At 41.6% G+C, this 12,157-nt stretch carries 12 protein-coding genes; 3 read left to right on the plus strand and 9 right to left on the minus strand.

The window, feature by feature from the left end; translation table 11 throughout:
• Positions 1–122: 122 nt before the first annotated feature.
• The 5 genes from nifK to nifS form a co-directional block, all read right to left on the minus strand.
• Positions 123–1,661, minus strand: a complete 1,539-nt coding sequence (gene nifK / locus ACMX3D_RS20535) for a nitrogenase molybdenum-iron protein subunit beta (protein WP_482747688.1) — start codon at positions 1,659–1,661, stop codon at positions 123–125.
• Positions 1,662–1,863: 202 nt separating this feature from the next.
• Positions 1,864–3,357 (minus strand): nitrogenase molybdenum-iron protein alpha chain, encoded by a 1,494-nt coding sequence (gene nifD, locus ACMX3D_RS20540; protein ID WP_482747689.1) that lies wholly within the window; start codon positions 3,355–3,357, stop codon positions 1,864–1,866.
• A gap of 153 nt (positions 3,358–3,510) precedes the next feature.
• Positions 3,511–4,398, minus strand: coding sequence for a nitrogenase iron protein (gene nifH, locus ACMX3D_RS20545; protein WP_482747690.1), 888 nt, complete (start codon positions 4,396–4,398; stop codon positions 3,511–3,513).
• Between the two features lie 246 nt (positions 4,399–4,644).
• Positions 4,645–5,559, minus strand: a complete 915-nt coding sequence (gene nifU, locus ACMX3D_RS20550; protein ID WP_482747691.1) for a Fe-S cluster assembly protein NifU — start codon at positions 5,557–5,559, stop codon at positions 4,645–4,647.
• Between the two features lie 122 nt (positions 5,560–5,681).
• A complete protein-coding gene (gene nifS / locus ACMX3D_RS20555) occupies positions 5,682–6,881 on the minus strand; it encodes a cysteine desulfurase NifS (protein ID WP_482747692.1) in 1,200 nt (399 codons plus the stop codon).
• A gap of 111 nt (positions 6,882–6,992) precedes the next feature.
• On the opposite strand from nifS, the gene xisF reads away from it, so the two are divergent.
• Positions 6,993–8,537, plus strand: coding sequence for a fdxN element excision recombinase XisF (gene xisF / locus ACMX3D_RS20560; RefSeq protein ID WP_482747693.1), 1,545 nt, complete (start codon positions 6,993–6,995; stop codon positions 8,535–8,537).
• Here xisF and ACMX3D_RS20565 read toward each other — a convergent pair.
• The 3 genes from ACMX3D_RS20565 to ACMX3D_RS20575 form a co-directional block, all read right to left on the minus strand.
• Positions 8,534–8,662, minus strand: coding sequence for a hypothetical protein (locus ACMX3D_RS20565; RefSeq protein WP_277883411.1), 129 nt, complete (start codon positions 8,660–8,662; stop codon positions 8,534–8,536). The two genes, xisF and ACMX3D_RS20565, sit on opposite strands and share 4 nt — an antisense overlap.
• Before the next feature lie 347 nt (positions 8,663–9,009).
• The gene (locus tag ACMX3D_RS20570; RefSeq protein WP_482747694.1) at positions 9,010–9,342 is read right to left on the minus strand and encodes a transposase; all 333 of its coding nucleotides are present in this window, start codon (positions 9,340–9,342) and stop codon (positions 9,010–9,012) included.
• 22 nt (positions 9,343–9,364) lie between these two features.
• Positions 9,365–9,520: a hypothetical protein gene (locus ACMX3D_RS20575; protein WP_482747695.1), complete on the minus strand. Its 156-nt coding sequence runs from the start codon at positions 9,518–9,520 to the stop codon at positions 9,365–9,367.
• Between the two features lie 249 nt (positions 9,521–9,769).
• Here ACMX3D_RS20575 and ACMX3D_RS20580 point away from each other — a divergent pair, with 249 nt between their 5' ends.
• Both ACMX3D_RS20580 and ACMX3D_RS20585 read left to right on the plus strand, forming a co-directional pair.
• The gene (locus ACMX3D_RS20580; protein ID WP_482747696.1) at positions 9,770–10,903 is read left to right on the plus strand and encodes an ISAs1 family transposase; all 1,134 of its coding nucleotides are present in this window, start codon (positions 9,770–9,772) and stop codon (positions 10,901–10,903) included.
• Between the two features lie 442 nt (positions 10,904–11,345).
• Positions 11,346–11,603: a hypothetical protein gene (locus tag ACMX3D_RS20585; protein WP_482747697.1), complete on the plus strand. Its 258-nt coding sequence runs from the start codon at positions 11,346–11,348 to the stop codon at positions 11,601–11,603.
• Between the two features lie 162 nt (positions 11,604–11,765).
• Here the strand turns inward: ACMX3D_RS20585 and ACMX3D_RS20590 are convergent, their stop codons facing one another.
• On the minus strand, positions 11,766–11,990 hold the full coding sequence (locus ACMX3D_RS20590; RefSeq protein ID WP_482747698.1) for a hypothetical protein: 225 nt from the start codon (positions 11,988–11,990) through the stop codon (positions 11,766–11,768).
• Positions 11,991–12,157: the final 167 nt, after the last annotated feature.

Raw genomic sequence — 12,157 nt, forward strand, 5'->3', positions numbered from 1 at the left:
AAGGGATAGGTAGGTTAAAAGTTGAGTATCTTTTATAGGAATTGGGGATGGGGAATTAAATATTCCCTAGTCCCCAGTTCCTAATCTTTAGCTGTTTTTAACAAACAAGCTTGTAGCAATTTCTAGCGAATCAAGTCGAAGGAGATATCGGTCTTACCAGTGATGTTGGTGTTGCGATCCATTTCATCCAACAGAGTGTTTACAACCCAGTTGAGGATGTTTAGACCACCTTGGTAGCCGAGGGTAGCATAGCGGTGTAAGTGGTGGCGATCAAACAGAGGATAACCAATCCGTACCATTGGGATCTTGGTATCGCGCCACAGGTACTTACCGTAGGAGTTACCGATGAAGAAGTCTACAGGCTCGGTGAACAACAAGGAGCGTAAGTGCCACAAGTCTTTTTGAATCCAAACAGTAGCTTCTTTACCGAAGGGGCTGGCAGCGAGGATAGCTTCCATTTCTTTCTTGAAAGCTTCGTCACCATTGTTGCAGAGGATGTGTACAGGTTCTGCACCCATTTCTAACAAGAAGCTGGTAATGGAGATGATCAAATCAGGATCGCCGTAGATAGCGAACTTCTTACCATGAATCCAAGCGTAGGAGTCAGTGATAGCATCAACTAAACGACCGCGTTCGATTTCCAACTCTTCAGGAATCGCTTTACCAGTCAATTCAGCGATCGCAGTCAAGAACTCGTCAGTACCTTTAACACCGAAGGGGCGCAGAACTTTTGTTTCTTGCTTCCATTGAGTAGAGATATACTCACGGGTCTTAGGTGTGGTGTAAGCTTGGAGAGCTACTGTTGCTTTAGCGTTGATAGAATCAGCCGCATCTTCCAGCTTTGTACCACCTGGGTACATATCAAATTCACCAGTGTTGGGTGAATCGAAGTAATCGCTGCTGTCAGACAGAATGGTGTAATCAACACCCATTGCATTCAACATCCGCTTAACTTCACGGTTGTTACCTACATAGGTATCAAAACCGGGGATGATGTTTATTTTGCCATTGCTGGTAGCTTTTTTCTTACCTTCTGTCAGGTTCAACAGAATTCCCTTCATCATGTTGTCGTAGCCAGTGATGTGGGAACCTACGAAACTTGGGGTGTGAGCAAAAGGTACTGGGAAATCTTGAGGAATAGAACCAGCTTGCTTAGAGTTGGTGATGAACGCGCCCAAGTCGTCACCGATTACCTCAGCCATACAGGTGGTGCAAACAGCAATCATCTTAGGCTTGTACAGTTGGTATGAAACTTGCATACCTTCAATCATGTTGTTCAAGCCACCGAATACTGCTGCGTCTTCTGTCATAGAAGAAGACACTGCGGAGCAAGGCTCTTTATAGTGACGGCTGAGGTGTGTACGGAAGTAAGCCACACAACCTTGAGAACCTTGAACGAAAGGTAGAGTACCTTCAAAACCCAAAGCAGCGAACATTGCGCCTACGGGTTGGCAACCTTTAGCGGGGTTAATGGTTAAAGCTTCACGAGCGAAGTTCTTTTCCCGGTAGTCCCAAGATTTTGTCCATTCAGACACTCTTTCTACTTCTTCAGGAGAGTGTGCGCCTTCAAAGTTCTTTCTCTTGTTTTCAAATAGCTCGGTGTATTCTGGCTGTTTGAATAGATCAACGTGGTCTACAATTCTGTCAGGATTCTGTGGCATTTGTCTGTCTCTCTACGCTTGCTGGTTGGTGTAGTAATTGAAGTGTTGGGAGAGCCTGGGGACTTCGCTCCTCCCCTTTGGGAGTCACGAGTGATGAATCATGAATAATGAATAAAAATCTTCATCCAGCATTCAGCATTCACCATTCTTCCCTCGGTTCCTGGGGCTAAAAACCCCAGGCTATCCGTTTTATTCTTGGGAATTAAGCAGCAGCCTTAGCTTTGGTAGCAGCTTTCTTCCAAGGAGCGCCAATCAAGCCCCAAGTTGGGCTGTTGAGTGCTAAATCCATATCACGAGCGAAGATAGCGAATCCGTCATAACCGTGATAAGGGCCGGAGTAATCCCAAGAGTGCATTTGACGGAAGGGAAGACCCATTTTTTGGAAGGCGTACTTCTCTTTAATACCAGAAGCGATTAGGTCAGGCTTCTTAGCTTTAACGAATTCCTCGAATTCGTAAGCGGTAACGTCATCGTAAATGATGGTGGCGTTATCGATATAGTGGGTGGTACGTTTGTAGTCGTCGTTGTGAGCGAATTCGTAGCCTGTACCGACAACTTTGATACCCAAATCTTCAAAAGCGGGAACAACGTGACGAGGACGTAGACCACCTACGTACAACATTACGGTGTTACCTTCCAAGCGAGGACGATACTTTTCAAGTACCGCATTCATCACTGGTGTGTACTTAGCGATGACTTTCTCAGCGTTTTCTTGAATCTTAGAGTCAAATTTAGCAGCAATTTGACGTAGAGATTCAGCAATCTTGGTGGGGCCGAAGAAGTTGAATTCCATCCAAGGCATACCGTATTGTTCTTCCAAACTACGGCAGATGTAGTTCATAGAACGGTAGCAGTGGATGAGAACTAACTTAGCAGCAGGGCCTTGAATCAACTCGTTGAGTGTACCGTCACCAGACCACTGAGCTACAACACGCAAGCCCATTTCTTCTAATAACATCCGGCTTGCCCAAGCATCACCACCGATGTTGTAGTCACCAATTAGAGCTACATCATATTGGCTTGGCTCGAAGTCGAGTGTATTGTTTTTCTTAGCCTTGTCAAATTCAGGGAAAATCCAGTCACGGATAGCGTCGTTAGCGATGTGGTGGCCTAAAGACTGGGATACACCACGGAAACCTTCGCAACGTAGGGGTACAACTGGCTTACCAATTTGCTTAGAAGCTTTTTTAGCTACAGCTTCGATGTCATCCCCGATTAGACCGATGGGACATTCAGATTGAATGGAAACACCACGGTTCAAGGGGAAAAGAACTTCAAGTTCTTCGATGATTTTGGTGAGTTTTTTGTCACCACCGAATACGATGTCGCGTTCTTGGAAGTCGGAGGTGAAGTGCATAGTACCAAAGGAGTTGATACCTGTGATACCTACATAGTAGTTACGACGACCAGACCAAGACCAGTAACCGCATCCTACTGGGCCGTGGCTGATGTGGATCATGTCCTTAATAGGGCCCCAAACCACACCTTTAGAACCTGCGTAAGCACAACCACGAGCGGTCATTACACCAGGAATAGATTTGATGTTAGACTTAACGCCGCAATCGGACTTACCTTCTTCGTGAACGTTGAGGTGTTTTTCGCGTTTCTTACGAGACTTTTCTGGATAAGCTTGCAGAACTTCTTTAATAAGTTCCTTATTTTCATCTACAAGATTTTGGTTTTCTGGAGGTGTCATAGTCTGCCTCGGTTACTGTTACGGATGGGGAAATGGAGGGAAAAAAGGGAGAGGAGAAGAATGAAGGCTGAAGGCTAAAGCTGAATGAAGGGAATTTTCATACTTCACACTTCATACTTCATACTTTCCTTGTCTCCTAAGTTACAGGATTACCTATTTTGTAGCTTCTGCGGGCTTACCGATGATTTCTGCGTGCTTAGAATCATCATCAAGAATACCGTATTCGATCAACAGTGCTTCTAGTTCATCCATCTCGATTGGTGTAGGAATGGTGAGCTTGTCGTTGTTGATGATCTTCTTAGCTAATGCACGGTATTCATTACCTTGAATGCTGTCAGGTGCATACTCGTTAACGGTCATCCGACGCAACTCAGCGTGTTGAACGATGTTGTCACGAGGTACGAAGTGAATCATTTGTGTGTTCAAACGTTCAGCCAAGTTTTCGATCAATTCAGCTTCACGGTCAACTTTACGGCTGTTACAAATCAAACCACCTAAGCGTACACCACCGGAGTGAGCATATTTCAAAATACCACGAGCGATGTTGTTTGCAGCGTACATCGCCATCATTTCACCGGAGGTAACGATGTAGATTTCTTGTGCTTTACCTTCACGGATAGGCATAGCAAAACCACCGCACACAACGTCACCCAATACGTCGTAGGATACGAAGTCTAGGTCTTGGTAAGCACCGTTTTCTTCCAAGAAGTTAATAGCGGTGATAATACCACGACCAGCGCAACCTACACCAGGTTCTGGGCCACCAGATTCTACGCACTTAACGCCACGGAAACCGGTGAGCATTACTTCTTCGAGTTCTAAGTCTTCTACTGCACCGCGTTCAGCAGCCAAGTGTAATACGGTGGTTTGTGCTTTGGCGTGGAGCATCAAACGGGTGGAGTCTGCTTTAGGGTCGCATCCTACGATCATGATGCGTTGACCCATTTCTGCCATAGCTGCCAGGGTGTTTTGGGAGGTGGTAGATTTACCAATACCGCCTTTACCATAGAAAGCTATCTGTCTAATTCTTTCGTCAGTCATGGTTCTCTTTTCCTACAATTGGTTGGTTTAGTCGGTCTTTGCGTTTGTTTGAGAATCTCACGCCTGTTGAGCTATGGCTGTGAGGGGTTGTAGAACGCCGCCGGAGGCGATCGCTCTACGGAAACTCGTGTTGGCATAATGTACATTTAGTTGGTTATGAAGTTGTGAAAGTTCTTTGTATTAGTCAATAGTCAATGGTCAATAGTCCAAAGTATTTGATTTTGACAATTGACTCTTGACTATTAGTTAAACTGCTTCAACTACGATTTCTTTGCTGATGCGATCGCGCAGTCTCGATTCAATCGCTATCTTTAAGGTGGCGGTGCTGCTGGGACAAGAATCACAAGCACCTTTGAGGATGACTTTAACGGTGTTTCCTTCTATGTCGTAAAGTTCTACATCTCCACCGTCTGCAATGAGGACGGGTCTGACTTCTTCGTCGAGGACTTTTTGAATTAAGGCAATCTTTTGAACGTTGGTCAGTGGTTTTGTGGCTGTAGCTATCTGACCAGAGCTAAGAATTTCTGCTGATTTTATGCCGTTAACTGCTGTTTTGCTCGTTGCGGCGACTTCCTGCTCTACTTCTTTAATAATATCATCAATTTTTGTTAAACAGGAACCGCATCCGCCACCAGCTTTGACATAATTTGTTACCTGCTCCGCAGTAGTAAGGTTATTTTCTGTCACTACGCGGCGAATTTTTGTATCAGTAATACCAAAGCAGGAGCAAATTAACACGCCTTCGTCATCGTCGTCATGGGCAGCTAGAGGAATGCCACGATAGTTATAGATTGCGGCTTCTAGGGCTTCTTGACCCATAACTGAGCAGTGCATTTTGGCTTCGGGTAAGCCGCCGAGGTAATTTGCAATATCTTTATTAGATACTTTCAGGGCTTCATCTAAAGTCAAACCCTTAACCATTTCGGTCAATGCACTAGAAGAAGCGATCGCACTGGTACAGCCAAAGGTTTGAAAACGTGCATCGAGAATTTTATCAGTTGCTACTTCTACTTTCAGGTGGAGTCTCAGCGCATCACCGCAGGCAATACTTCCTACTTCTCCCGTTGCAACCTTAACTCCAGATTCACCCGTTTCTTCGATGACTCCCTGATTTTTGGGATCGTAAAACAGTTCTAATACTTTATCTGTGTAGTCCCACATGGTCTATTTTAGATTTTGGATTTTGGATTTTGGATTAGTCTGTGATTGGTCATTTGTCCTTGGTCAATAGTCATTTGTGTCTAATAACTTTTGACCATTGACTATTGACCCTTGACTCTTGACTAATGACTATTGACTAATGACTGCGATTGCAACCAACCCGCGTCGTCGTTTTTGAATGGCGACAGAGCGCGGAGACGTTCTACAATTTCGGGCATTACTTCAATGACGCGATCGATTTCAGCGTCGGTGGTGTAGCGACAAAGACTGAAGCGAATGGAACCATGTAAGGTGGTGTATGGTAAACCCATTGCCCGCAGAACGTGGGATGGTTCGAGTGAACCGGAGGTGCAAGCGGAACCAGATGAGGCACAGATACCGTGTTTATTTAACAAAAGTAGGATTGCTTCACCTTCGATATATTTAAAACCGATGTTGGTGGTGTTGGGCAATCTATTTTTGATATCCCCGTTAACTTCACAATCAGGGATTTTAGCGAGGAGAGTTTGTTCCAGGCGATCGCGCAACCGTCTTTCTCTCGCAGTTGCTTCTTCTAAATGCAGCAATTCTAACTCGGCTGCTTTACCTAAACCAACGATACCAGGAACATTCTCTGTACCAGCGCGGCGACCGCGTTCTTGGTGTCCACCTATCAACAGGGGACGGAATCTCACGCCCCGACGCACATACAATGCGCCAATACCTTTAGGTGCGTGAATCTTATGACCAGACATAGTTAACATATCTATAGTGCTGGTCTTCATGTTCAGGGGAATCTTACCCACTGCTTGCACTGCATCGACGTGGAACAGTACGCCGCGTTCTTTAACGCGTAATCCAATCTGCTCAATCGGGAAAACCGTACCTGTTTCGTTGTTAGCATACATAATGCTTACCAAGGCGGTGTTCCCTGTCAGCGAGGCTTCTAGTTCATCTAGATCCAACTGTCCCTGACTATTTACCGAAAGATAAGTAACACTATAACCTTGGGTTTCTAGTTGTTTGCAGACATTCAGCACCGCCGGATGTTCTACTTGGGTGGTGATGATGTGGCGTTTTTCTGGCTGGGCTAACAAAGCGGCGCGAATGGCTGCGTTATCTCCCTCGGTTCCGCAACTGGTAAAAACAATTTCTGATTCATCTGCACCTAAGAGGGTGGCTACCTGTTCTCTGGCTGTTCTCACTGCTTTAGCCAGTTGCCCGCCAAAGGTGTGCATACTTGAGGGGTTGGCGTAATATTCGGTTAAATAGGGCATCATTGCCTCTAAAACCTGTGGGTCTACCTTAGTAGTCGCATTATTATCTAGATAAATGACGCTCATTATTTATACCCCTAGGATTTCACCCTGATGCTTTTGAATTTGTTCAGAGAACTTCTGAGAATAGAAGTATTAACTATCAAATATAATTGAAAGTCGTATCTATGCGTTGTTATGGAAAGTTGGGGTTATGCCAGAGTCAGTGGTGAAGAGCAGCAAACAGATAAAGGTGCGTTGCGTAAACAAATAGAACGCTTGCGTGGTGCAGGATGTTCTAAAGTGTACTGGGATATTCAATCGCGGACAACTGAAGTTAGGGAAGGGCTACAACAATTAATTAATGATTTGAAGACATCGCCAAAGGGTAAAGTTAAATCTCTGCAATTTACCCGGATTGACCGGATTGGTTCATCATCGAGGTTATTTTATTCATTATTGGAGGTATTGCGCTCTAAGGGAATTAAACTGATAGCCCTAGATCAAGGCGTTGATCCTGACAGCCTGGGTGGAGAATTAACAATAGATATGTTGCTGGCGGCTGCCAAATTTGAGGTGCGAATGGTGACAGAAAGGTTAAAGAGTGAACGTCGTCATCGGGTGAACCAAGGCAAAAGTCACCGAGTTGCGCCATTAGGATATCGTATAGACAAAGATAAATATATCTGCGATCGCTCACCATGTGTTTGCTTGCTGGAAGGACGCAGAGAATTAACTGTATCTGATGTGGCGAGGTATATTTTCAATACTTTTTTTGAGTGCGGTTCCGTTGCGGCGACTGTGCGTCAACTGCACGCAGATTTCGGCATCGAAACAAAAGCTTTTGATCTGCACAAGCCAGAAACATCTTCACGGGTTGTTGGTGATGATGACTTAGATAAAATTGTATTTACACCACATAAAACTAACCATCCCTTGCGTTATCCTTGGTCTGGGTTGAGATGGTCAATCGCAGGTTTAAAAGCATTATTAGTCAACCCTGTTTACGCTGGGGGTTTGCCTTATGATACTTACGTTAAGTCAAAGGGAAAACGAAAAAATTTTGATGAGTGGAAGGTCAAATGGGGAACTCATGACGATGAGGCCATAATTACTTACGAAGAACACGAACGAGTAAAACAGATTATTAGAGAAAATCGCAATAACCGATGGGCTTCTAGAGAAGACAACGAAGTAAACCCATTTTCTAATTTAATCAAATGCGCTCATTGTGGAGGTTCAATGACGCGCCATGCAAAACGAGTAAATAAAGATGGGGAAGCTATCTATTATTTTCAGTGCCGATTGTATAAAGCTGGCAACTGTAGCAATAAAAATATGATTTCATCAAAAATATTAGATATGCAAGTAGTAGATTTATTAGCACAAGAAGCTGAACGGTTAGCGAATTTAGTGGAAACAGATGAACAATTACCAATAGAGGAACCCGCAGAAGTTAAAACCCTGCGTGCATCGCTGAATACTTTGGAAACCTTACCACCAAGTTTAGCGATAGAACAAATCAAAAATGACCTGAAACAACAAATTGCTATCGCACTTGGAACAACACATAATGCAGCCAAAGAATCCCTGATTGCGAAGGAAAGAATTATACAGGCTTTTGCTAATAAAACTTACTGGCAAGGGTTGAAAGGTCAAGATAAACGATTAATACTCAATGGCTGCGTAAAAAAAATATTTGTAGATGGCCACTTCGTTACAGCCATTGAGTATCGTTACTAAGCAGTTTTGTTTTTGGACTTTGTTTTTTGTTCTGGAATAGCCGAGGTAGATTGTAGCTCGGCTTTACGTTTTTCCCATTCCAAAACTGTACGAATTACAACTTGTGACCAAGATTCGTAAGCCATAAGCACCATTGTTAGTTAATATGAGGATAGCGAAAGTTCAAAATTTTTTTGTTCATTACAAGCCAGTTGCTTAAAATAATTTTTTTCTCAAAAAAATTTTAAAAAGTAGTTTGGATACCCAAACTAAAGCACTGGCAAAGAGAATGAACTAGTTGGAATAGAGTAATTTGACAACTGCTGTGTAGAAAGGAAGTTGTTTTGCAATAATCTTCAATCTTCGGAGACTTTGAAAAACTGTTGGAGGATTAAGTGTTATGCAGCGGCTTCCAACTATTTAGTAATAAATTATACTATAGCAAAAATAGTTAATCAAGTGTTTCAGCCACAGAAGATTTGAGATTTTGTAACTACTGAAAACTTAAGATACGCAATTCATCCATTTTTTGCTTGACTAGGGCTAAAAAATCTTGGAACTGAGGACAAGACTGACAATTTGGCTGATGACCTGGGATTAAACATTCACATTTAAGCCTTGGTCTTTCTTGAAAAGTGCGATCGCAATCATTACATAAATACTTTTGTATGCCATTATACCTACCCATTTTTGCAAGTCGAGTGGAATTACATTTAGGACAATCAAGACCATAAGTTTGAGGCTGTGGTTGCCATTCCTGTAGAGCTTGTTGCATAGCAACTTCACATCTAAGTTTATTTAAATCGAAAATCTTTTGAGTATTCATAAGTCCAAATTAGAATAAGCTTTTAAATTTTGAGAGTAACTTCTTTAACTTCTCTGTTCTGGACAGTAATTCTATAGACAATCTGCTGAAAAATTTTTACCTTATCATCAGGAGAAAGTGTATGCCAGATTGCTAAATTATTACCAGCACGAATAATTTCTTCCGTACTCTTATCCACGATAGAATCAGAGATAAAAGGATTAATTTCCTCTGCTATCTGCTGACGAATCTTATCCTTGAGGCAGGGCAAACGTATCTAAATATTGATGCACAGAACGAAAGAAGAGGCTTGGAAGTACAACCGTAAGCCATCAGTAACAATAAGAACTGACCGGTTGAGAAGAGAGTAGGGATACAGAACATAAACTCGGTATGGTATTGTCAAAAAGTATCCTCAAGAAAAAAAGCACGCTACACTGACGTTTGGATGAAGCTCAAGCCCAAAATCACAATAGCTGACCATTTTGCACAGATGTCAGATCCAAGAGTAGACCGCACAAGATTACATAAGCTAATTGATATTTTGACAATTGCGATTTGTGCAGTAATCTGTGGAGCAGATAGTTGGGTGGCAATAGAATTGTATGGCTGCACAAAGTATGAGTGGTTAAAAACATTTTTGGAGTTACCAAACGGAATACCATCACACGATACATTTGCAAGAGTGTTTGCACAATTGAATCCACAGCAATTTCAGTCATGTTTCTTAAACTGGATAAAATCAACTCAGAAGATAACAAATGGTGAAGTTGTAGCAATTGACGGTAAAACTTTATGTGGTTCTTATGATAAAAGTAGTGGTCAGAGTGCGATTCAAATGGTAAGTGCATGGGCAACTACGAATAAATTAGTGTTGGGACAGGTAAAAGTAAACGAAGCATCTAATGAAATTACAGCTATCCCAGAACTACTGAATGTTTTAGAGTTGAATGGTTGTATCGTGACAATTGATGCAATCGGTTGCCAAAAAGAAATTGTGAAGTTAATTACGCAACAAAACGCAGATTATGTAATCACCTTAAAAAAGAATCAGGGTAATCTATATGAGTTAGTAGAAGAACTATTAAGAACAGGAATAAGCACAGGGTTTGAAGGGCTTCACCATAGCACATATAAAACAGAAGAAACGGGGCATGGTCGTGATGAAATCCGCAATTATGTGATGTTATCTGGAATTGAATCTCAGCTTGACCCAGATTCAGTTTGGTCAAACTTAAAAAGTGTTGGGATGGTAGAGTCTGTTCGACAAATAGATGGTAAAACAACAGTGGAGACTCGTTATTATATTAGCAGTCTTGAGAATGATGCGAAAAAATTTGCTAATTGTGTTCGCAGTCATTGGGGCATAGAAAATTCGTTACATTGGGTATTAGATGTAGCTTTAAAAGAAGATGACTGCCGGATTAGGAAAGATAATGCTCCACAAAATTTTGCAGTGATGCGGCAGATAGCAGTAAATCTTTTAGGTAAAGAGAAACGTGTGAAGCGGGGAATCAAAAATAAACAGTTTTTGGCAGCAATGGATAATAACTATTTAGAAAGAGTTTTAGCTTTAGCGTAAACTAGCTTGTCAATAATTTGGTTAAGATTGTTGCTTATTTTTAAGGGTAAGCTTACTTATTTATAGCTGAATAGTTAGCTAATTTATCTTTAAACAAGAGTTATTTCATTAGCGATAAGCTAATTTACTTGTTAGCAAAAAAATCGATTTGTTCTATTTATATTTTGGTCAAGTTTTGCACTTATGAAAATGATTTTGAAATCCTTATTAGTTTTTGTTAGGAAATAAGGTGCGTTTTCCCTGATTGGATATTAGACAAAGAAATGGACTCTGTAGATTAGGATTATTACGAATGCTTCTGAGAGTCTGTTTCTGAATCTTGATGTATTTGGAGTAGATACAACTAAACTCAATGTCATGTTGTGCTATTTTTTCAGCGTGTACTCTGATAGCTTCTTCTATAGAGTCACGACGTTGAATTTGATTTCGTTGAAATTTACCTATGCCTTCAAATCGTCTTGAGAGTAAAGAAGAGAAATTTTCTCGTATTTGTTTTGACATTGCATCGCAGGAATCCTGTTTTCTTATTGGAGAACTTGTTCCTAAAATTCCTATTCTTTTAAAAGTATTCTCCAATCGCTCAAATTCGCAGCTAAACCAAAGTTCAGCAGCAGAAAGAGATTTAATTGACTCTTTCCATCCAAATTGGTCGCGTTTTAGAATTTCTTTGCAGAGATTTAGCAAAGCCCAAGACTGTTGAGCATGGGGTTTATAGTCAAACTCCCAACTAAAAAATATCTCTACTTACTCAAATGGAAAGCTATTATTGATAGTGTTATCAAAGTGAACCATCCACTTATATATAGCCTTAAAAGCATCTCGATGACACGAAAGTAATCTTCCTAAATCTCCTTCGTTAATCTCAGTCCCTAAAATTCCATGAGCCTTGAGAAGCAAGAGGACTAGAAAGTAATGTCACCAGATGCGCTACGTCTTCAACGGTTCCGATTTTACCACTGGGATTACTCATCATTTCTTTTAACAGATGCTGCTGAATCTGCTCTAAATCTGTACCCTTAACAAAAAAAGTAAGCAATTCATGGCTATGAATCCGATCGCCTTCAAGTTCAGCTATTGAACAAATCAAAAATGACCTCAAAGAACAAATTGCGCTCGCTTTTGGAACAATAAATAATGCAGCAATGATTCATTGTGACATTTAATCACAGGAAGAGTATTTTCCTGTTCGAGAGCTTGTTGTGACGAGGATGTTTTAAAAGACTTTTCTAATTGCTCAAACTCAAAAAGTCATCA

The organism is Anabaena sp. TISTR 8404 (genome assembly GCF_056847745.1).